This is a genomic window from Nostoc sp. (assembly GCF_036917815.1).
Taxonomy (GTDB): domain Bacteria; phylum Cyanobacteriota; class Cyanobacteriia; order Cyanobacteriales; family Nostocaceae; genus Nostoc.
Genome location: NZ_JBALEK010000065.1, coordinates 266873 through 289304, shown reverse-complemented (window position 1 = coordinate 289304; position 22432 = coordinate 266873). Strand labels below are relative to the sequence as shown.

Annotated in this window: 22 protein-coding genes; 7 read left to right on the top strand and 15 right to left on the bottom strand. The window is 43.8% G+C overall.

The genetic code is table 11. The features are described from left to right. Positions 1-275: 275 nt before the first annotated feature. On the top strand, positions 276-479 hold the full coding sequence (locus V7K97_RS21260; protein WP_334802978.1) for a hypothetical protein: 204 nt from the start codon (positions 276-278) through the stop codon (positions 477-479). A 194-nt stretch (positions 480-673) separates the two neighbouring features. On the opposite strand, the gene V7K97_RS21255 is transcribed toward V7K97_RS21260, so the two are convergent. Together V7K97_RS21255 and V7K97_RS21250 are read right to left on the bottom strand one after the other, a co-directional pair. Continuing rightward, positions 674-2239: a serine hydrolase gene (locus tag V7K97_RS21255; protein WP_334802977.1), complete on the bottom strand. Its 1566-nt coding sequence runs from the start codon at positions 2237-2239 to the stop codon at positions 674-676. Positions 2240-2414: 175 nt separating this feature from the next. Next, positions 2415-3155, bottom strand: coding sequence for an RNA methyltransferase (locus V7K97_RS21250; RefSeq protein WP_334802976.1), 741 nt, complete (start codon positions 3153-3155; stop codon positions 2415-2417). Positions 3156-3418: 263 nt separating this feature from the next. On the opposite strand from V7K97_RS21250, the gene V7K97_RS21245 reads away from it, so the two are divergent. Further along, positions 3419-5971, top strand: a complete 2553-nt coding sequence (locus V7K97_RS21245; protein WP_334802975.1) for a penicillin acylase family protein — start codon at positions 3419-3421, stop codon at positions 5969-5971. A 207-nt stretch (positions 5972-6178) separates the two neighbouring features. Here V7K97_RS21245 and V7K97_RS21240 read toward each other — a convergent pair whose 3' ends face one another. The 11 genes from V7K97_RS21240 to surE all read right to left on the bottom strand — a co-directional run bounded on the left by V7K97_RS21240 (position 6179) and on the right by surE (position 17852). Beyond that, positions 6179-6868, bottom strand: a complete 690-nt coding sequence (locus tag V7K97_RS21240) for a class I SAM-dependent methyltransferase (RefSeq protein ID WP_334802974.1) — start codon at positions 6866-6868, stop codon at positions 6179-6181. Next, positions 6865-7197, bottom strand: a complete 333-nt coding sequence (locus V7K97_RS21235) for a low molecular weight protein tyrosine phosphatase family protein (RefSeq protein ID WP_334802973.1) — start codon at positions 7195-7197, stop codon at positions 6865-6867. Before V7K97_RS21235 ends, V7K97_RS21240 begins: the two co-directional genes overlap by 4 nt. A gap of 66 nt (positions 7198-7263) precedes the next feature. After that, positions 7264-7605 carry a type II toxin-antitoxin system PemK/MazF family toxin gene (locus V7K97_RS21230; RefSeq protein WP_334802972.1) on the bottom strand — a complete coding sequence of 114 codons (342 nt, stop codon included), beginning with the start codon at positions 7603-7605 and terminating at the stop codon, positions 7264-7266. After that, entirely contained in the window at positions 7598-7789 is a 192-nt protein-coding gene (locus V7K97_RS21225) for a hypothetical protein (protein ID WP_334802971.1), read from the bottom strand. The genes V7K97_RS21230 and V7K97_RS21225 overlap by 8 nt, the downstream gene beginning before the upstream one ends. A 163-nt stretch (positions 7790-7952) precedes the next feature. Next, a complete protein-coding gene (locus V7K97_RS21220; RefSeq protein ID WP_334802970.1) occupies positions 7953-9098 on the bottom strand; it encodes an AAA family ATPase in 1146 nt (381 codons plus the stop codon). A 250-nt stretch (positions 9099-9348) separates the two neighbouring features. Further along, a complete protein-coding gene (gene secA, locus V7K97_RS21215) occupies positions 9349-12141 on the bottom strand; it encodes a preprotein translocase subunit SecA (RefSeq protein ID WP_334802969.1) in 2793 nt (930 codons plus the stop codon). Between the two features lie 315 nt (positions 12142-12456). Further along, on the bottom strand, positions 12457-13035 hold the full coding sequence (locus V7K97_RS21210) for a cytochrome C (protein ID WP_334802968.1): 579 nt from the start codon (positions 13033-13035) through the stop codon (positions 12457-12459). Positions 13036-13237: 202 nt separating this feature from the next. Beyond that, a complete protein-coding gene (locus V7K97_RS21205; RefSeq protein WP_334802967.1) occupies positions 13238-14146 on the bottom strand; it encodes an AAA family ATPase in 909 nt (302 codons plus the stop codon). A 137-nt stretch (positions 14147-14283) separates the two neighbouring features. Further along, on the bottom strand, positions 14284-15363 hold the full coding sequence (locus V7K97_RS21200; protein WP_334802966.1) for a bifunctional riboflavin kinase/FAD synthetase: 1080 nt from the start codon (positions 15361-15363) through the stop codon (positions 14284-14286). A 508-nt stretch (positions 15364-15871) separates the two neighbouring features. Further along, positions 15872-16768, bottom strand: a complete 897-nt coding sequence (locus tag V7K97_RS21195; RefSeq protein WP_334802964.1) for an MBL fold metallo-hydrolase — start codon at positions 16766-16768, stop codon at positions 15872-15874. A 286-nt stretch (positions 16769-17054) separates the two neighbouring features. Next, positions 17055-17852: a 5'/3'-nucleotidase SurE gene (gene surE, locus V7K97_RS21190; protein ID WP_334802989.1), complete on the bottom strand. Its 798-nt coding sequence runs from the start codon at positions 17850-17852 to the stop codon at positions 17055-17057. Positions 17853-18099: 247 nt separating this feature from the next. On the opposite strand from surE, the gene pheS reads away from it, so the two are divergent. The 5 genes from pheS (at position 18100) to V7K97_RS21165 (ending at position 20619) form a co-directional block, all read left to right on the top strand. Further along, positions 18100-19092: a phenylalanine--tRNA ligase subunit alpha gene (pheS, locus tag V7K97_RS21185; RefSeq protein ID WP_334802963.1), complete on the top strand. Its 993-nt coding sequence runs from the start codon at positions 18100-18102 to the stop codon at positions 19090-19092. A gap of 45 nt (positions 19093-19137) precedes the next feature. After that, positions 19138-19353 carry a hypothetical protein gene (locus V7K97_RS21180; RefSeq protein WP_334802962.1) on the top strand — a complete coding sequence of 72 codons (216 nt, stop codon included), beginning with the start codon at positions 19138-19140 and terminating at the stop codon, positions 19351-19353. Beyond that, positions 19350-19634, top strand: coding sequence for a type II toxin-antitoxin system RelE/ParE family toxin (locus V7K97_RS21175; protein WP_334802961.1), 285 nt, complete (start codon positions 19350-19352; stop codon positions 19632-19634). The genes V7K97_RS21180 and V7K97_RS21175 overlap by 4 nt, the downstream gene beginning before the upstream one ends. Positions 19635-19704: 70 nt before the next feature. Further along, positions 19705-19887 (top strand): hypothetical protein, encoded by a 183-nt coding sequence (locus tag V7K97_RS21170; protein WP_334802960.1) that lies wholly within the window; start codon positions 19705-19707, stop codon positions 19885-19887. Between the two features lie 135 nt (positions 19888-20022). Next, positions 20023-20619, top strand: coding sequence for an RNA-directed DNA polymerase (locus V7K97_RS21165; protein ID WP_334802959.1), 597 nt, complete (start codon positions 20023-20025; stop codon positions 20617-20619). Here the strand turns inward: V7K97_RS21165 and V7K97_RS21160 are convergent. Together V7K97_RS21160 and V7K97_RS21155 are read right to left on the bottom strand one after the other, a co-directional pair. Then, positions 20616-21173: a hypothetical protein gene (locus V7K97_RS21160; RefSeq protein ID WP_334802958.1), complete on the bottom strand. Its 558-nt coding sequence runs from the start codon at positions 21171-21173 to the stop codon at positions 20616-20618. The genes V7K97_RS21165 and V7K97_RS21160 overlap by 4 nt on opposite strands. 15 nt (positions 21174-21188) lie before the next feature. Continuing rightward, positions 21189-22406: an XRE family transcriptional regulator gene (locus V7K97_RS21155; protein ID WP_334802957.1), complete on the bottom strand. Its 1218-nt coding sequence runs from the start codon at positions 22404-22406 to the stop codon at positions 21189-21191. Positions 22407-22432: the final 26 nt, after the last annotated feature.

Below are 22432 nucleotides of genomic sequence, written 5' to 3'. Positions count from 1 at the left end.
TCGGCGGAATGGTTATGCTTCCATCACAACTGCCCAAAGATTTATCTCTCATGATATTGACAAACTTCTTGCTCTTATGGAATGAATCAGCCCTGGGATTAAGGGGGGTAATTCGACTTGTGTGTACACCGTAGCCTTTCTAAGGGGGTAATTAAACTTGTGTGTCCTTAGAGGAGAGGTGTTAGGGACTTTTGCAAGAAGTCTAATGACCAATAACTAATCAATTCATAAGTTCATTACAACAATTGTTGCAATGATTTAAACGTTTCTTATATATGGAAGAGTATTTGTTGCAAAGTATTAAGCCTTTGCAGCAACTGATTATACCTTTGCAAGAAATACTTAAGCGTTTCTTATATATGGAAGAGTATTTGTTGCAAAATATTAAGCCTTTGCAGCAACTGATTATACCTTTGCAAGAAATACTTAAGCGTTTCTTATATATGGAAGAATATTTGTTGCAAACGTTTGAATTTTGACAATTAGTGTTGGAATTTGAGCAATGACTATTTGGTTGATAGTTTCGGGTATAGCAATCCTATTTGATTTACAAACAGAAATTGTAACTTCAATTGCGATCGCCAGCCTCTACGGGGTATAATTTGTGGTTTTAATTCAGTGCAACGCTAGTTCCCCCTGCTCCCTGCCTGATCCCAACGAAACGCCGACCTACTTATCTTGGGGGATAATATTGTGGATTAACAACTGGAGATTGATAACCGTTTGGCGGCACAGTACTTCCCACGCCGTTGGGTACAGGACTGACAATAGGGGGCTGATAACCATTTGCGGGTACTGTTCCTGTGGTACTGTTGGGTAAAACAGGACTCACAACAGGGGGCTGATAACCATTTACGGGTACTGTCCCAGTAGTACTGTTGGGTGTGACAGCATTCTGGCTAAACTCTTGGTAGGCAGCACGAGAAATTGAGCTAATCAATTTTTCGGCGCGAGGATCGTTTTCGGGGCGTTGTACCATAACAGAGGCGATGTACCGCTTGCCAGTAGGAACGACAATCAAACCTGTATCTGCCAACATTGTGCCGATATCGCCCGTTTTATGGTATACTCTCGCGCCTGTTCCCAAACCTGATGGTAGCAGAGTGTCTCTCTGGGTGCGACGCAAGATATCGAGCATGAGATCGCGTGATTGCATACTCACTAAATTTCCCTGACTCACAATCGCCATCAAATTCCCTAGTTCCTTGGGGCTAGTGGTGTTTGTCCCTTGCAAATCCGGGAGTTGATTACGAATTACTGTGGTTGTCAATCCCCAACTACGGAAACGCTGGTTTAAAGCATCTATGCCTCCCAGTCGGGCTATCAGCATATTTGTCGCCGTATTGTCACTGATTGTAATCATTTTGGTGACGACATCAAGAGCAGCGTACTGGGTTCCCTCTGGTTTATATTGCAGAGTTCCCGATCCGCCAGCTATCATATCCTGCTGCATGGTCAGCATTTCATCCAGTCGAATTTTACCCGCGTCCACATCTTGGAAAAAGGCAATCAAAATGGGCACTTTAATGGTGCTAGCCGCCGGAAAACTGGTTGAGCCATTGACATCTACATAATTACCAGTATCTAAATCTACTAAGAAAACTCCAGGTGTGAGATTTGGGTTAGTGGCCGCCAAATTTTGCACGGCACTTTTCAATGGGGTAATTTCTTGAGATAGGTATAAGCTAGAAGCTGCGGCTGGGGGAGTTTGGGCAGGTTGCGGCTGCGATCGCACCACATTACTATTAGATGGCGGCGCAGTTGTGGTGATGCGATTAGCCGGGTCTAATACTGACAACGCCGTGCCGACAATTGCACCCATCCCAACACCTACAATCAATAACCGCAAAACATACAATATGGTTTTCGCCATTGGCTTTAACCGCGTCTTCCGGGATGAGCGTCTGCCTGTTTTTGGCTTTTCCATCCGCACTGTTTTGACCATCACAGCACCCGATCGCAAGGGAGGAATTTTCCTCTTTACACTAGGCGGTATTGGTTTTACTGCTGCTGGCATGAGTAACCCTGATTTTACCCTACGTGTAGCACCAGGGATTGGGGGAGGACTGATTTGATTTTTTGGGCGTGTTAGTGCCCCTTTCTGTCCATTGGCTGCTGGCTGCTGGCTGTTAGTTTTAACTTTCTTCTGTGCCACTTTTTGAACTTTTTGTGGCCGTTGGCGGCGATTTAAGGGTTGACGCCGCGAGAAAGCTGTTAGTTCGTCACTTGACTCTGACACTGTTACTCCTTGTGACCCACTTGACTGTTTTCTTGCAGACTCCTGACCCAAAACTTAAATCTTTAAGCAATATTAATACTTAAATTCTACTTTGCCACTAAGTAGCATTTTTGCGTTTAGTTTCAGCGATATTAAATATTTTGGGGGGATGATTGCGTATATAGTAAACGAATAATTACAAGTTTTCACCATCACTCTGGTTTTTCATCGCCCATTCTACCTGCTGCAAAATTCCTCGCAGCATGGCTACCTCCCCAGTTTTGAGGTGAGCGCGATTATACAGTTGGCGAAATTTTCCCATGCGACTAGCTGCCGTATGGGGATATACATAACCAATTTTCAGTAATAGTGATTCTAATTGTTGGTAATATCCTTCCACAACATCTAAGGGTGCGAGTTCAGCTTGGGGTAAGGTCTGAGTACCCGGTTGCTGGGCACATTGTGACAATTCATAACAACAGATTGCCACGGCAGTAGCCAAATTTAGGATTAGATAATCTTGACTTGTGGGAATACCAACAAACCTCTGTGCATAATTTAATTCTTCATTGGTTAATCCCCGATCTTCCCTGCCAAAAATCAGTGCGGCGGGTTTTTCTGGTTCCTCCAGTAACCAGGGTAGTGCAGTGCGGGGGGTTTCTAGGGGTGTTTCCAAACTGCGAGCGCGACCTGTGGTAGCGATCGCCCTGACACATCCATGCAATGCTTCTGGTAAGGTCGCCACTAATACCGCAGATTCTAAAATTTCTTTAGCATGAACAGCCATCATCAAAGCTTCCGTCGATAGCGGATCGCATTGGGGATTTACTAATACTAAATGATATAGCCCGAAATTTTTCATGACTCTGGCGATCGCGCCGAGATTTATCGGCCCGGCTGGTTCTACCAACACAATTCTTAATCCAGCCAAGCTCATTTTTTGCCTCCTGCGATCGCACCTGATGATATTTTTAGGCTAATTCTCAGCATTTGATGTTCTGCTGAAAAGTTTCCTTGAAATCATTTTAGCTGTGTAAGTGAATGCCTACAACAGGCTATCCCTAAGCATCCTCTTGAAAAAGGGACTGAGAAATGGCGCTGAAGTCGTCTTTTTCCTGGCGCGACCCGTTGAACAAATCAATGTTGCTCCCTCTACTGTAATATCATCAACCTTGTAACATCGCGTGATTTCACTAAACAATGCCACGGCAAGCCCAAAGAAAAAGCTCCAGGAAATGTTGGTTTCCGAAAATTCTCAAAAAAACTTTGATTGTGCTGTTAGTGCTGGTGCTATTGTTAGTGGGATTTACCATCTACACTGTGCGCCAATCCTTTCCGCAAGAGAGTGGCACAATTCAACTATCTGGATTGAAAGCTGAAGTTCAAATCCAGCGTGATAAATGGGGAATTCCGCACATTTGGGCTGCCAACTCCCACGATTTATTTATGGCGCAAGGTTATATCCACGCCCAAGACCGCTTCTGGCAAATGGACTTTTGGCGACACATTGGTTCTGGGCGATTGGCAGAAATGTTTGGTTCTTCTCAGGTTGACACTGATAAGTATTTGCGGACAATGGGTTGGGCGAGAGTGGCGCAGCAAGAAATTCAGGAACTTAATGCAGAGATGAAAGCATACCTGGAAGCTTATGCCGATGGTGTTAATACCTATTTGACAGAACATCAAGGCAGCGCCCTGAGTCTAGAATACGCTGTGCTAAAATTTCTCAATCCTGGGTATAAGCCAGAACCTTGGCAAATACTGCATTCCCTGACTTGGGGGAAGGTGATGGCTTACGACTTGGGCAGAAATTTCCAGAGCGAAATTGAACGTGCCATACTGCTCAAAACTCTTACCCCTACTCAAGTAGAGGAACTTTTTCCACCATACCCTAAAGACTTGCCGGTTATTTTACCTGAGTTCCAGCAAGGAACAGGGGAAGGGAGGGACAATAACGTTGAAGTACTTCTCAATTCTTCAGATGTATTACCTGCTTTAGAGTCAATTACTCAGCCGATGATGGCTTTAGAACAACTCATTGGGCCCACAGGAATAGGTATTGGCTCGAACAACTGGGTAATATCTGGTCAACGGACGGCCACAGGTAAGCCAATTTTGGCGAATGACCCCCATTTAGGTGTGCAAATTCCCTCTATTTGGTATGAGGTTGGTTTGCACTGCACACCGAAGAGTGCAGAATGTCCCTACAACGTTACTGGCTTTTCCTTTGCGGGAATGATTGGGGTGATTATCGGTCATAGCGATCGCATTGCCTGGGGTGTCACCAATGTAGAATCTGATGTGATGGATTTATACATTGAGAAAATCAACCCACAAAACCCCAATCAGTATGAGGTAAATGGCAAATGGGTTGATATGCAACTCGTGCAAGAGACAATTCAAGTAGCGGGGAATCAGCCGATTGTCCAAACGGTACGCTATACCCGACATGGGCCAATTCTCTCTGATGTTTCACTCAATCTGAAGCAATTCCAGCCAAGTCAGCCTTTAGAAATTCCGCAAAATTACGCCGTAGCCCTGCACTGGACAGCCCTAGCACCTTCTAAAGTAGGGTATGCAATTCCCCAAATCAATCGCGCCCAAAACTGGCAGGAATTCCGCGCTGCTGCCAGCAATTATGATGTGCCGGCTCAAAATTTGGTCTACGCTGACATTGATGGCAATATTGGCTACCAAATGCCTGGTAAATTCCCCATCCGAGCTAAGGGAGATGGGCGTTATCCCGTTCCTGGTTGGACGGATGAATATGAGTGGTTGGGCTATATTGACTTTGAGCAGTTACCCAAAAGCTTCAATCCACCCCAAGGTTATATTGCGACTGCCAATAATTTAGTTATGCGTGAATATCCTTACCTAATTACCGCAGATTGGGTTTATGGCTACCGGGCAAAGCGGATTGTTGAAATGATTTCACAACAAACCGAAGCGATTTCCCTGAAGGATGTGCAGCAGATACAGGGTGACGATCGCAATCTGAATGCACAAACACTAGTGCCACTACTGCAATCTATCACTGTTGATACTCCTCAGTTGCAAGCAGCCCAAAAACTGCTGCGAGATTGGAATTTGCAGTTGGCAATGACATCGCCTGCTGCTGCTTTATTTGAAGTATTCTGGAAACACTTGCTAGCAGATACGTTTCACGATCAGTTGCCTGAAAGCTACTTTCCTGATGGAGGCGATCGCTGGTATGCTGTGGTAGCAAATCTGGTCAAACAGCCCAATAGTTCTTGGTGGGATAATCGCAACACCCCAAAAGTTGAGAACCGTGACCAGATCCTCCAGCAATCCTTTACAAAAGCGGTGAATGAACTAGAACGTATTCAAAGCCAAGATCCGAAAAACTGGAATTGGGGCAAATTACATACCATTACTTTTCGGAATGCCACCTTGGGTAAATCTGGACTTGCACCGATTGAAGCTTTATTTAATCGTGGTGCTTTTGCCACGGCTGGTAATGGTGAAACAGTGAATGCTAATCGATGGAGAGCAAATAAATCCTTTGAGGTGACTGACATTCCTTCCCTACGGATGATTGTAGATTTGGGAAATTTGGGCAATTCAGTAGCAATTCATACCCCTGGACAATCAGTCCATGCCTTCCATAAGCACTACAACGACATGATTGATCCCTGGCGGAAAATTGAATACCACCCCATGTTATGGGAACAAAAGAATGTTACAGCAAATAGTACTGCAACATTGAAGTTAATTCCACAATTGGGAAAGTAAACAATACTGCGTAGGTTAAGAAAATTTGTAGGTTGGGTTGAACATTCGTGTTACCCAACAAACCCATAAAAATGTTGGGTTTCGTTCCTCAAACGCCACTTGCTTGTGCCAAAGGGAGACGCTACGCGTAGCTTGGGGAGACCGCAAGGGCGCAGTGGCTCCCCAACCTACTAAGTAAACTATCTAAAGTGAAGTTGAGTTTTAGGCTTAACTGAACTCTATTGGTCGATAACCACCAAAAACAGCAAAGCTAAAATTTTTGTACCAACAATCAACATTGTGAAACCCAGCCGCTTCAAGCTGGCGAAGTTGAATATCAAGGGTTGCCATGCGATCGTATTCCATCCGTTTTTGTGCAGCTTTTAGATCCTCTTCTGAGATATTCTTAGCCCGGACAGAATCTAACCAGTGTTGGCGATAAAGTTGTTCTAAATCAGGAGTTTTGCCGAGAACTTGATCGGCATTGATAAATATCCCTCCAGGATTGAGAACATCATAAATCTTTTGATAAAGACGTTCTTTGTCCAAATCTGAGAGATGATGAATTGATAAGGCTGAGATGATCAGGTCATAAGAATCACCTAAATCAGTCTCAACGTAGTCACCAATTAATATTTTGGGAGATTTACCCATTTTGCTAAATCTAGACTTAGCTTTCTCTAACATCTCCGGGGCTAAGTCTAGCAAGGTGAACTCGGCATTAGGGAAGACGGACTGAACCATACCTGAGTAAAGTCCAGTACCAGCACCTAAATCTAAAATTTTCAGAGGTGCAGTGTGATTGCCCGGGATAATTTCAACGGCTGTTTTGTAAAAGTCATCAAAACAGGGAATGAGAATCCGACGTAAGTCATCGTAATCTACTGCGGCAGAATTAAAAGCTTCTTGAATATTCATTTTTTTATTTTTAATAAAGGTAGAACTTTCTGTTTTAACAACTCAATTAAAGCTGGTTCCATATACTCATATTCATCTGGGATATCTAAACAGATAATTTTTTTATCTTTGAGAAAAGGCTGGAAGTTTTTCGATAGTTTGTTTTTATGGGATTTTTCCATTACAAAGATCGTATCAGCCCATGCGATCGCCTCCGTTGATAATGGCACTTCGGCAGAGCGATCTAAACCTGCTGAGTCTGTTTCAAATTCTTCATATTCAGAAAACACAGCCTCGGCGGTGGGACTTCGCAGTTTATTCTTACTACAGATAAATAAGAGCTTTTTCATTAATTAATATGAAGCGATCGGATTTTAGAAGCCTTTGAATCGGAGATATTCACCTATCTTTAGTTGCTACTCATCGCTCTCAGAATCTCTCTCCTCCAATCCCAGCCAAAAGAGTAATATTTTTTCAACTTCAACTAGTTGTTCTGGTGTCAAGTCTCCCAACTTTCGGAGCAACTTTGCATGTGGAATTGTAATAATATTTTGTACGTCAAACACTCCGGCTCGGAGAAAGTTTACCTTTACCGCCACCTCAAATCTTGAACCGCGTGAGCTAGTCGTATGAGGAATTAGGGTTGCTAATGCTCGATCTTGATCTAAGGCAGGAATACTGATAATTAAGCATGGTCTGACTTTTGCTGTATAGCCCAGATCGACAAGCCAAATTTCTCCACGATCGGGGCTACTCATAGAAAGCTTCTTGGCGATCTAACTCCAAAAAAAGTTCTTCTGCATTCCAAACCAAATCTTCATTTGACAAATATGGAAAATCCAAATGTCTGACCCTTTTTAAAATCTCTAGAGCTATTTCCAGTCTCTCTGACTCTGGCAGACGATCAAAGGTGCTTAACAATTCTTCCGCTGGAGCAGTCATAACTCTCTTCATTAGACACTCCAATAGCATAGCACGACCTTATATAAACGTTCTATGAGATGAGATCGCTCTACAGACAAGTCTTCAGATTATTCAACGATTAGCGATCGCACCACAGACAACCCCAAAACTATGTCTTGCTTACAGATATCACTCATATTATTTAGCGTATTTCAACATCTGTTTCAAGAGAATCCGTAAGGGTGTCAGAAGTGTATTCTGTTACCTTAATAAGATTATCTTTAGCTTCAAGTCTAAAGAAAGCACCAAGTGAAGGATAGTTATTCCATGCACTTTCAAAACCATTGACACAATCTCGACTATGTGTTGTTGCAAATACTTGAACGTTCAACCTTTCGGAGAAACGAAAAACAATATCCCAAACTTTAGGCTGCACTGTCCAATGCAATCCATTTTCAAATTCATCAATTAAAAGGATGCCATCTCGAGCATTTACGAGAGCAACAATTATATGGAATAAACGAGTCATCCCATCACCCATACTCTTTAGAGTTAATGGCTCATCTATACCTTCAATTTTTACCAGTGGAATACGATTATCGCCTCCCTGCCGACGATTATTGTCTCCGCGTTCTTTGCTAATATCTTCTACAAAAGCAACTCCAGATACTTTAGGTTCAATAAGTTTTAGGGCAGAAATAACCTCTAATTCCAAATTAGTTAAACTTGTCAAATCCCAAAGAGCGGCTAATTTCCGATTAGGCATATTCTCTGTAGAGACAAACTGCCATGTGTATTTAAATTCAGACTCTTGTCGTTCGTAAAAAACTCCAGATGTGAGCCTCATATCTCTCAAATCACGATTTAATCTGAAGAGTCTCCGAGTTCTTTGACTTTCTTCTGCTACGAGAGTAACTTCAATATCGGATAAATCCTCATGAAAGTGCTCATCAGTGACGCGGATTCTTTTCGTGGTTCCTTCGTCATCAGATTTAATCTGATATGCAGCAACACCAATATGAATCTTTGCCCTTGATGAAACTTCTCCCAGAATGATGCCTTGTTCTCCTATATCGGGTAATTTATGACCAAAAAAGAGATGGCGTATGGGATTATCAAGAAAAGTTTGGGAATATGATTGTGCCTCACTAACCCAAGACTCTTGCCTTGAATCTACAAGTTCAAGGAGATTCATAGGTGAAGCGTTGCTGGCATAAAGTTCTATTGCTTCCAGAAATGTACTTTTACCAGCATTATTCCTGCCGACAATGAGGTTAACATTACCTAATCTCTTAACCTCAAGATGATGAAAAAGTCTGAAATTATGTATTTGGAAGGACTCTAGCATATAAGCTCGACCTAATCCTTTTTCATTAGCTTACAAGATACTAGACTAGACAACATCCTCAATCAAGAAGACTGATTGTTGCAGAACAAACTGCCAAATAAATGCTTTTTCTTTGAACAAAAGTAAGCAATTCACCCTCTCAGCAACAATACTCAACTGATTCTCCTACGTAACGAATGCACTATTAGCATAAAACAAAGACGCTAAGACACAACGATTTCTTAGCGTCACTGCGTGAGATATTCCCTACTTACACCATCTCAGATGAAGCTTGCATCATCTGCTGAGGCTGCGGCTGGAACATGAACAACGAGTACACAACGTCTCGGCGAATGTTAACCATCATATCCAAGAACAATTCATACCCCTCGCTCTTATACTCAATCAATGGGTCTTTTTGCCCATAACCACGTAATCCCACTGATTCGCGCAAGGCATCCATTTGTTGCAGGTGTTCCCGCCACAGCGTATCAATGCGTTGCAAGATAAAGAAACGTTCAGCTTGGCGCATCAGTCCGGGTTGAACTTGGTCAATCTGCGCTTCTTTAAGATCGTAAGCAATTCGCACCTGTTCGTGGAGGAAGGCTTTAATCTCGCCGACTGTCATATCTTCTAATTGATTTGGCTGCAAATCTGCTAGCAAATAGACGAATTCTTTGACTTTCTCAACCAACTTTTCTAATTCCCACTCTTCCGAGGGCAAGTCTATGTTGATGTAAAAGTCAACGATGTCATCCATCGTTTTTTCGGCGTATTTAATTACCTGTTCTTTCAAGTCTTGACCTTCTAACACCCGGCGGCGTTCAGCATAAATCGCCCGACGTTGATTATTCATCACCTCGTCATACTCAAATACCTGCTTCCGAATGTCGTAGTAGTAGGTTTCGACTTTTTTCTGTGCGCCTTCCAAACTACGGGTAAGCATCCCGGATTCGATGGGCATATCTTCTTCCACTTGGAAGGCATTCATTAACCCAGCCACGCGATCGCCACCAAAAATCCGCAGTAAGTTATCCTCTAAACTAAGGAAGAATCTCGTAGTTCCAGGGTCGCCTTGTCTTCCCGCACGTCCGCGCAACTGGTTGTCAATCCGCCGCGATTCGTGGCGTTCTGTACCAATTACGTGCAAACCACCGATTCCCACTACCTCATCATGTTCGCGGGTTGTAAATTGTTCATATTCCTGCTTAATGCGATTATATACTGACCGCAATTTCTGAATCACAGGGTCATCGATGGGAGCTTTTTCTGCCGCTACAGCTACCTTGTCTTCTGCTTCCAATTCTGGTAAACTGCGATCGCCATATTCCCGCACCGCAATTTCTACTGCTTCTTTGAGTAGTTTTTCTGTTTCTTTTGTCAACTGGGTGGGGAAAATTTCTGGTGAAGCCCGCCAAGTTTTGACTTTTTTACCAGGGACAAAGCCTTGACCACTGCCATGTCCTGTGGGTAATCCGGCTGGTCTTTGCACGCCAAAACTATCTTCATCTTCTGGCATGACGATTCGGGGCATAAAGTATTCCCGCAGCTTCAGACGTGCCATATATTCGGAGTTACCACCCAAAATAATGTCTGTACCTCTACCAGCCATGTTAGTCGCAATGGTAACAGCACCTTTGCGTCCGGCTTGGGCAATGATTTCCGCTTCCCGTTCCACGTTTTCCGGTCGGGCGTTGAGTAATTCGTGGGGAATCTCTAGTTGTTTCAGCAATCGGCTCAGAAGCTCGGATTTTTCTACACTAGTGGTTCCGACTAATACAGGTCTGCCGAGTTGGTGCATTTCGGCACATTCTTTAGCGATCGCACCCCATTTGCCTGCTTCTGTCTTAAAGACCATATCAGAAAAATCTTCTCGTCTGCGATCGCGGTTGGTGGGAATTACCGCAACTTCTAATTTGTAAATTTTTTCAAATTCCGGTTCTTCGGTTTTTGCCGTTCCTGTCATTCCACCCAGTTTGGGATACAGCAAGAACATATTTTGATAAGTAATTGTCGCTAGAGTTTGAGTCTCTGGCTGAATTTCTACGTGTTCTTTAGCTTCAATGGCCTGGTGTAATCCATCACTCCAACGCCGACCGGCTAGCACCCGACCAGTAAATTCATCTACAATTACTACTTCACCATTGCGGACGATGTAATTTACATCCTTGAGGAAAAGTTCTTTGGCTTTAATTGCATTGAAAACAAAGTGCGCCCAAGGATCTTCTGGGTCAAATAAATCTGTGACTCCCAAAAGATTTTCCGATTCAGCAAACCCTTCATCTGTCAATAGAACGTTACGAGCTTTTTCATCTACATCGTAATGTTCGTCTTTTTTGAGTGTGAATGCTATTTCCGCAGCTTGTAGATACTTTTCTGTCGGTCTTTCCACCTGTCCAGAAATAATTAGCGGTGTCCGCGCCTCATCAACTAAAATCGAGTCTACCTCGTCAATTACGCAATAATTAAACGGGCGTTGCACCACATCTGCCATTGATGTCGCCATATTATCCCGCAGGTAGTCGAAGCCGACCTCACTGTTGGTAACATAAGTGATATCGCAGTCGTAGTTTTTCTGGCGTTCACTGGGAGTCATGGTTGACTGAATTAGCCCTACAGTCAGCCCCAAGAACCGATGCACCTGTCCCATCCATTCAGCATCACGACGAGCGAGGTAATCGTTCACAGTGATGACATGTACACCTTTACCAGTTAGGGCATTTAAATAACTCGGCAAGGTGGCGACTAGTGTTTTACCCTCACCGGTTTTCATTTCAGCAATTTGCCCTACGTGCAAAATGATCCCGCCAAGGAGTTGGACATCAAAGTGCCGCAAGCCTAATACACGCTGTGCTGCTTCCCGAACAACGGCGTAAGCTTCTGGCAAGATGTCATCCAAGGCTTCGCCTTTGGCGAGGCGTTGCTTAAATTCGACGGTTTTACCTTTTAACTCATCATCGGAAAGAGGCTTAATTTCTTCCTCTAAAAGGTTAACTTCCGTAACAGAAGGTTGGTATTTTTTAAGCTTACGAGCGTTGGGGTCGCCCAACAAAAGTTTTAGCATGGCAGGTTATAGAACTGAATCAAGGGGGATGGGAATTAAAGGGTCGGCATTGATGTATAAACATTTAACCCAGCCCAAACGTCTTGGTTGTGGATGGGTCTGAAATGAGAATTACCTCAAAAACAGGAGAAAAACTAGTCAATCAGTTTACTAAATGATTGATTTTAACTCTTATCTTATATTTACTCTTTCTTCATAGTATCATTTTGCCCCCAGATGATGCCGGAGAGGGAGTGGGGGAATAGAGTTAGGAGTTAGGAGTTATGAATTTTTCAACTCCTAACTCCTAACTTCGCACTCCTAACTTCTCTCTCTTCACTTCCATTCTGCTGTCAGGCGGCGGAAATTGTAATCATTAGCACTGGGATGACAGCTGACACAACTGCCAAGCTGGACGGGACGTGATAACTTAACTCCTGGATGCAAAGCTTTGAAATAACGCGAGTTGCTGAGGCGATATGGTGTTTCTTCATCGTCTAGTTTGACACGGGAGAAAGTCGAAAGATATTTCCACACCAAAATGCGTGGCGGATCGACTAAAGGCTTAAGTTGTGCGCCGTAGTGCTGCGAGTCTTCCAGAAGATTTTTCCAAGTTTGGGTAGGTAAAACGGCTGGTGGTATGGCAATGTGGCAGGTGGAGCAGTTTTCTAAATACAGTTCTTGCCCTAGTTTGTATTGTGCAGGTACGACATCAACAGTGCCAATTTCGGCGGAAGGAGTAGCACTTTGGGCGTTAGTTGCCAAAGCTAGAAGCCAGCCCATAGCTAAACTCCAGGTGATAATTACCAAAAGTAAACCGAAAAATTGGCGTTTGAATTCACGTTCGGCACTTTGCTGTAGCGTTTGGCGTTGGCGTAGCCCATCGCGGGTTTTGCGCTTAACAAAAATTGACATTCCTCACATTCCCAGATATTTAAAAGTGGCGCTTGTGCTAATCATAAGACTTACGGAGTATTGGCAGTGTTTTGTGATTTTGCGTAAGTAGTTTTGGCAAGCAACGCATCTTTCATATCCGCAACGCTTCCCAATTCATCGGGAACAGCCTCTCTTGTCTTCGTATTATGAGTACATTGAAGGTGGGGACTTCCGCGACACCTTAAGGAATAGAAACCGATCGCAATAATCGCTCAACAACAGTTCTAGCGTTGCGTCCTCCTCTAGGAATAAGGCGATGGCAAAGAACGTGAGGGACGAGAAATTTCACATCATCGGGGATGGCATAATCACGCCCTAATAGAAAAGCTAGCGCTTTGGCTGCCCGTTGTAATGCTAATGTACCACGCGGACTAACACCAAGGGCGATTTCCTCATCTTGCCGTGTTGCCCGCACCAATTCGAGGATGTATTGTTGCAAAGAAGTCGCCACCTTTACTTGAGAGCATAAGTAACGCAATTCCTGTACTTCTACCAAGGTAAGACAAGGCTGCAAATCGCCAACCTTCATACCCTTTTGGAGATTTTGCAGCATCAGGAGTTCTTCTGCCTCGGAAGGATAGCCCAAACTCAGCGACAACATAAAGCGATCCATTTGCGCTTCCGGCAGGGGAAAAGTACCTTGATACTCGATGGGGTTTTGAGTGGCAATGACAAAAAACGGCTGGGGAACTGCACGAGAGACACCATCGACAGTTACCTGATGCTCTTCCATAACTTCCAGCAACGCTGACTGAGTGCGGGGTGTAGCGCGGTTGATTTCGTCAGCTAATAGTACATTGGTAAAGACTGGCCCAGGAAGAAAAGTAAATTCGCCGCTTTTTGGGTTCCAGATGTTGGTACCAGTGATATCAGTTGGCAGTAAATCAGGGGTACATTGTAGCCGTTGAAACTTGCCATCCAGTGAACGAGCTAGGGATTTAGCGAGGAGGGTTTTACCAACACCAGGGACATCTTCGAGGAGAGCATGACCACCACCTAACAAGGCAACTAGCACTAAGCGTATTGCCTCAGCTTTGCCAACGATCGCAAGAGCTAGATTTTGTGTTAAGGCGTCGATTTTTTCTCTCATTGGTTGTGGGGAGTGGGGACTGGGGACTGGGGATTGGGGATTGGGGAAATGAGGGAAGAGTTTTCACAATGCCCAATGCCCAATTTCCCTAAATACATTGTTCCCACTCAGAACTCCTAACTTCTAACTCCTAACTTTTAAGTTTGCGCTCCAGCACTCAAAACTTCTCTAGCAACAACGCAGTCAAGTTGAATTTGTGTTTTCAGGGCTTCTAGAGAAGGAAATTTTTGTTCAGGGCGCAAAAATTTAACTAGTTCCACAGCCAGTTTTTTACCATACAAATCACCCGACCAATCCAATAAATGTACTTCCGCAGATGAATAAGTACCATTTACAGTTGGGCGATTACCGATATTCATTACGCCTAAGCTCTCACTAGGAACGGCATCTGGTGTTTCACCGAAAGTGAAAACGCGGACAGCGTAAACTCCTTGGCGGGGCAAAAACTTGTCTTTTGGTAGTTGCAGGTTGGCTGTGGGAAAACCAATTGTTCTGCCCAACTGTTGACCTTGAACAACTACACCAAGGAGGGTGTAGGAGCGTCCTAGCAGTAGATTTGCATTTTCGATGTCTCCCTGCTCAAGGGTTTCGCGGATCAATGAAGTGCTAATGCGGGCATCTTGAGTCGGAGTAGTACTGACACAACTACTTTCGATGGGCGAGTCACCTGTATAAGTTTGTAAGGGAACGATGGTAACAGGGATATTGTGCTTGGCGGCGATTAATTGCAAATCTTTGGCAGTGCCACTGCGCTTTTCGCCAAAACAAAAATCCTGCCCGATGCTAATTTGTTGGCATCGCAGTTGTTGCACGAGAATTTTTTCGACGAATTCTTCGGGGGTCAAAGCAGACAATTCTTTGTCAAAAGGCAGTAGTACCAGTTGTTCTACCCCTAGCGATCGCAATTGTTGAACTTTTTCATCCAGTGGCGTTAACAAGGTCCGGGGTTGACCCGTAAAAAACTCCTGTGGATGGGGGTCAAAGGTGACAACTGTTGAGTAGGTATACTCTTGATTTGTCAGTTGTCCGTTGTCTGTTGTGAGTTGTTGATTTTCCTTTGACTGCTGACTACCAACGTGCAAGACTGGTTGAATTACCCTTTGATGACCAAGATGAACACCATCAAACTTGCCAAGGGCAACAGCAGTCGGCGTTAGTAGCCCTTCGCTCGAAGAAGCAACTCGCACAGAACACCCATTTTTAGACAAATTTAGCACGTGGATTCTGAGATTTTAGGTTTATTTTAGCTATCAGCAGGAAGCTACCCTATGGTAAACCGCCTTCAGGAGGACATTCACCAACTGCCCATCAGGTCTTGTGCTATCAGCTAGGGTATTGATGCCACCCTTTTTAGCTATCAGCCAAAAGCCTAACCCACACGAAGTTGCCCAAGATGGTTTATTTCTTGTGCTATCAACTTGACTACGAATTTTAGATTTTAGATTTTAGATTTTAGATTTTTTGGTTCATGCCCCGCCATATTAGGACCGAAAAAATCCAAAATCCTCAATTTCAAATCGTCAGAGCCAAGTACCCGAACTTCGTCTTGCTAAGTTCGCGGAGCGTCTCGTAGAGAAGACAGTGGTCTCTTTCAATCCAAAATCCAAAATCGGTTGACAACTCTGGGCAGCGCTGTCTTACTGTGGAGCCAACAGGTATGCTCTCGCGCTGAAAGCCTCTGATCACCAATCTAATCTAAAATCTCCAATTCCTCCGATCGCAATTTTAGGTAGAAAACTTGCTAACAGGAAAAGATTCTGATAAAGCTACTGAGGTGGCAATCTGAAGTACCAATCCTTCCCGTGCCATAATAGCGCCCGGAAATTTCGCAGCTGCTTCTTTGCCGACACCATCCAAAAAGTCGTCATCGTGGGCGGGATCGTGGTGGTAAATCACCAGAGTTTTCACGTTAGCAGCTTGTGCCACTTTCACCGCTTCTTGCCAGGTAGAATGTCCCCAGCCAATTTTCGGGGATTTTCGGGAATGATATTCCTCGTCTGTGTAGGTAGAATCGTAAACCAAGATGTCGGCATTACGAGCTAGCCACAGCACATTGTCATCGAGTCGGTCGGGAAAATGTTCGGTATCAGTGATGTAAGTAGCAGCACCACCACGCCAATTGACGCGGTATCCTACAGCTTCACCTGGATGGTTTAAAGGTGCTGTTTCTACGGTAACGTCATCAATGTGGACTGGTTGCCCTGGCCGAATGTCGTAGAAATTTAAATTGGCTTGCATAATCTGCAAGGGTACGGGAAAGTTCGGGTGCAACATCTGATCGTTGAGGCGCTGTTCTATGGTAGAACCATCAGGTGCGATCGCCCCGTAGATATGAAAGTCATTCCCCTTCACAAACCCTGGGGTAAAAAAGGGAAAACCCTGCATGTGATCCCAGTGAGAGTGGGTAAAAAATATGTGAGCTTCTAACGGCATTTGGCGCAACAAAGATTGCCCTAAAACATGTAGTCCCGTGCCAGCATCGAAAACTAAGCGTTTATCGCCCGCTTGCATTGATATGCAAGGGGTATTACCGCCGTAACGAACGGTGTTTGGCCCTGGACTGGGGATGCTGCCGCGAACGCCCCAAAATTGTACGTTAAACTGGTTCTCTATCCTAGACATGGTATTGCTTGCTGGACTGAGCGGGCGATAATTGGAAAAATTGCTACTTATTTTGTCTAAGTTTATGCTCTCTCACCGATTTTGGTAGAGGGAGAATTTCTTGGTAAAACAGCATACCCTGTTTCTGGCTGATTGTGTAAATGTGGACGAAATACTATCAGTTAGAATTTTCCCGGTTTTGGGGTGGTTCTGTATCAGTTATTTCAAGAGTGCCCCTACGTTATAGCCTAGATTTTTCTGTGATGCATTTGAATTACTCCAGTTTTGTCCTGATAAATCAAATAATTCACGAAAAATTGAATTCCCAGTCCGACAATTTATCTAGCCCAGTTGCGTAAGTTAGATTGTATTGTAACGGGGTAATACTGATGTGGTTGTTACGTACAACCTCTACATCTGTCGGTACATTTTGAGGCAGATTTAATCCGGTTGGCGGTTCTACATCCTCAATTACCTCTCCGGTTAACCAGTAGTAAGTTTTTCCACGAGGATCAACTCGTTTATCAAATACATCAATGTAATGCCGCAGTCCTTGACGGGTGAGAGTAACGCCGGCAATTTCTGACCATTTGACCGGAGGAATATTGACGTTGAGCAACATTAAATCTGGCAGAGGCTTTTGGGCTAACTGGTCTACGAGAATTTTGGCAAACTTAGCAGCAGGTTGAAAGTCTTTAGATGTGTGACTAATAAGACTCAGTGCTATGCTGGGAATGCCTTCAATGAGACCTTCCATTGCCGCCGAAACAGTACCGGAATACAAGATTTCAGTTCCCAAGTTCGCACCTTGATTAATACCAGAGAGAACCAAATCGGGGGGAGTATCTAGCAAAGCCCACAGTGCCAATTTGACGCAATCTGAAGGCGTACCATCGCAAGCCCAAGCTTTGATCGTGGGATGAAAAATCCCTTCAACAATTTCGGCGCGAATGGGTTGGTGTAAAGTTAACCCGTGTCCAGTTGCCGATCGCTCTCGATCTGGACAAACTACACTCACATCATGACCTGCTTCTGCCAAGTAATTGGCTAGGGTACGAATCCCCAAGGCAGAAATGCCATCATCGTTGCTAACTAGTAATTTCATAGTCATTGGTCATTGGTCATTAGTTATTTGTTATTTGTTATTAGCCATTTGTCAATGTCGCAGGTCACAGGCAGCAAAAAACATACATACTCACTAGTACACCGTGGGAGAAGTTTGCCTACCTTGAAGACAAGTCACTCAATCCCCAAGTCTAGCCGCTTGTCTGGTTAATTGAGAGGTTTATTTATCGACCAGTTCACAGCTTTTGACTATAGACTAATGACTAATGACCAATGACTAATAACTAATGACTAGCAATTTAGAAGCTCAACTTTTAGCACTGCGGCAGTCAGGAGAAAAAGCGATCGCCGCCGCCGACACCCTAGAACGTCTGGAGGAACTCAGAGTTAACTATCTGGGTAAAAAAGGGGAACTGGGGGCACTGTTGCGAAGTATGGGGCAAATGAGTGCAGAGGAACGACCGAAAATTGGAGCGATCGCCAATACAGTTAAAGAATCCCTGCAAACTAGTCTAGACCAGCAACGTGCTACCTTAGAATCCGCCCAAATTCAAGCTTTGCTAGAGGCGGAAACTCTCGATGTAACTATGCCAGGAATTTACAGCCCCCAAGGTCGGATTCATCCCCTCAATGGTATTATCGACCGGGCACTGGATATCTTTGTTGGTATGGGCTACACCGTGGCTCAAGGACCAGAGATGGAAACAGATTACTATAATTTCGAGGCTCTTAATACTCCACCTGATCACCCCGCCCGTGATATGCAGGATACCTTCTACCTGCCAGACGGTAATCTTTTACGGACTCATACCTCGTCAGTGCAAATTCGTTACATGGAAAGAGAAGAACCACCCATTCGGATTGTGGCTCCAGGGCGAGTTTATCGGCGAGATAATGTAGACGCGACTCACTCAGCAGTTTTCCATCAAATAGAACTTTTAGCCATTGATGAGGGACTAACTTTTACAGACCTCAAAGGCACAATTAAGGTATTTTTACAAGCAATATTTGGCGATTTACCAATTCGTTTCCGCGCCAGTTATTTTCCGTTTACTGAACCATCGGCTGAAGTAGATTTGCAGTGGAATGGGCGCTGGCTGGAGGTGATGGGCTGCGGTATGGTCGATCCAAATGTACTTAAGTCTGTGGGTTATGACCCAGAAGTTTATACAGGGTTTGCTGCTGGTTTTGGTGTAGAACGCTTTGCAATGGTGTTACATCAAATAGATGATATTCGTCGCTTGTATGCTAGCGATTTGCGGTTTTTGCAGCAATTTTAGGATTTATGTAATAGTTATGTACTGCAAGCAAGGTAACAATAGATAATGACCTCAGTTTCCAGGTTAGATCGAGTTCTAGAAAGCATCGAAAACTTATCGGTAGATGAACAAGAAACACTAATTGATCTGATACGTCATCGACTGGCAGAACGGCGGCGTTCTGAAATTGCTGCTAATATTGCTCAAGCACAAGTAGAATATCAGACGGGTAAAGTGTTCCGGGGAACCGTTACTCAAATAATGGATGAGTTACGCCAGTGAGAACTGTAGTTTTGGCATCATCGTTTAAAAGAGCATTTAAGCGATTAGTACGACGACAGCCAGAATTACAAGAGTGGATTGGAGAGCGGTTAGCACTACTAACCGCCGATCCATTTGATCCACTGTTGCAGATCCATAAACTTAAAGGCAAACTGTCTGGAGCTTGGGCGTGTTCAGTGGATTATGATTGTCGCATTGTCTTTAACTTTGTGCAAAATATCGAATCTGATGAAGAGGAACTTTTGCTAATTGATATCGGCACTCATGATGAAGTGTACTGAGTTTAAGCTAAATGTGAGCAAATCATTTTCTTTCAAAGCATCTCAAACTGATTGGGAGAGGATTAATGCAATGCAAGATGAGGATATTGATCTTTCTGACATTCCAGAAGTGACTGAAGAACAAATGAAGCAAGCGGTGCTACGGGTTGGTGGCAAACCTACTGAAAGGTTTCAACAACGTGGCAAACGTCTAACGCTTGAGGAATATTTGAAATATGACGATCGCACAGTTTTCTTGCGTAGTTGCGGCTGAAGGAGCTTCTTTAACATACAAAAACTTTGCTTGAGTACAGTTACCCCATTCTATTAACTGCAATTACCATTGCTTTTGTCTAGATTTCAAGGCAACATATCTTATAGTTAATACTGTAAACCTAAGATATTAAAGATGAATAGGAGAGATTTAATAGCTAGAGGATATTTCCCAAAAGAACTGCCTCCTCCTTTTAATACAATTTCCCTAGCTGACTTTGCTATTTCTAGTAAAATAACGTTTCCACGTTACCCTAAGAAAACTGCAAAAATTTATAGCCATAATCATGTTAGATACAACTCATTAAGAAGAAACTTAGGTGTTACAAATCCAGTATTTTTCTTAGAACTTTCTAATTTATTAAATACTCATTGGTCTACAGTTAATCAAATAACAAAACGTTCTAATTTTTCAAAAAGTAAGCCTACTCATACTCCTCATCCACAACGTGAACGTTCTATTTCACCTGTACTCGATTTCTACTTAATTCCTGTTGAAAGAGCTAAAAATAGGATAGCCGGGCGATATATATTACATACAGACATTTCTCGATTTTATCAATCTATTTACACTCATAGTATTCCCTGGGCAATACATGGAAAATCATTGGCTAAACAACAGAGAAATGACATGACTCTTTTGGGAAATAATCTTGATAAAATTTTGAGAAATAGTCAAGATGGTCAAACGCTAGGTATTCCGATTGGCCCAGATACTTCATTAGTTATTTAACTATTCCTGAATGACCCTTCCCACCAACTCCGCAGAGGATGGCTTCTATCCGGTGAATACCGCCCCTTGACCCGAATTGCATTAAGCACATCGCGTAGTGCCAAGGAATCAACACCTGCTTCCTCTGACCAATGTTTAATTATACCTGGCGTTGATAGAACCTGAAGGTATGGTGCCGTCTGTTGAAAAAAGGCGATCGCCCGCTTGTCGTCAGTTGCGATCGCCCATCCTCGATGAATGGCGATCGCACAGGTTGCGGACTCGCCATCATCTTTGAGAATTGCAGCGTAGTTTACATAAGATTCCACCTCTTCTTCTGACTCGAAATCCACAACTGTAAGTAAACCCTGTGCAATGGCTGCCTCGAATTGAGTCGCACCCTCGTTCTCCTCATCTTTCAGTCGTTGGAGCGTCTTTAACTCACGTTCTTGCACAACTGTTGTGACTACAACTTCAGCAGAAATTGATTTCAAGATGTCAAGAAATTTGCCCGAAGCACAAAAGTTTAGAACGCAACAGGCATCAAGAAGAACATGGGAGTGAGCAATATACATATTTTCTCACTTCCATCATTCCTGCATCTGACGCAGGTCGAAATCAATGGTTTCCTGCAACATTGCACTTGAATCCTCCTGGAATTTATCTCGCAATTTCTCTGCAATAGAGCGGGCTTCTAAGCGGTCAATATTGAAAAAATCTGCAAAGCGCCCTTCAGTGACGAGTCCCTTATCTAGTGCCTCAATTGCCAAACGTTGATAGTGAAGTGGCATCATATCAGGGCGCTGTGGGATTGACTCTAAGCCAAGTTCCTTTTGCACCTTTCTGACTTTCAAACCCCGGTATTGCAATTTATTCCAAGTTCCTGAAGGCAGAAGTTCCATTTCTTCTAAACGACGAACGAGTGCTTCCACAGAAACACCATAGTAATGTGCCAGTGTAAATAGATTAGTTGTAGTGAATTTAAATTCACTATGTGTACGGCACATATCATTAAAACGTTTAAGCAATCCACTGGTCGGCATCAGGAAATATTTTGGGAAAGTTTCCGCTAATTGCTCGCTTTCTGGAACTCGTTGATACTGTCCATCAAAGTGGAACTCAGGTTTGCGCCGATGTGCTAAAAAATGAAGGTATCCATGAGCCATTGACCAACGTCGTCGCTCTTCTGGGTGATTAGCGTTAATAGCCATGCAACCGCCGATTTCTTCGTTGTAGCTATACACTTCTGAGTATTTTGTGGGCATCTTTAAATAGAAAATACGGAATCCCACATCTTGCTCTAGAATGTCCCGAAAACGTGGAATGGGACCGTCCCCTAGTCCAAGACGTTGACGCTCGACAACTGCTATGTTTTCCGCAGCAGCCTTGATCGGCAGATTTTTCACTTCATATTCCAAAGGGTAGTTCTGCGGTAGTGGTGCATCTATAATCTTCTCAAGTTCTAGATAATTTTGGCACAATTCCTCTAGCTGAAGAATGAATGGTTTAATTTCCGCCTCTTCCTTCTCACTGCGTTGATAAACTGCGCGGAACTGCACTTCAAATGGTTGCACTACAGGGCGCGGACTAACAAAGTCACTAACAGAGAATCCGTAGGCACGGGCAAGCTTAACCAGTTCAGTTGACTTAATACGGCGCTCCCCTTTCTCGATAGCAACCATAGTTGTACGTGAAACATCAATGACCTTCGCTGCATCAGCCTGAGTCATGCCGCACTTTTTACGCGCCTGTTCTAGGAGTTCCCCCAACGTCCGCAGGTCTATATTATCTAGGATATTGGTAGTCATAACATTTTCCCTCAAGCGTGTTGATC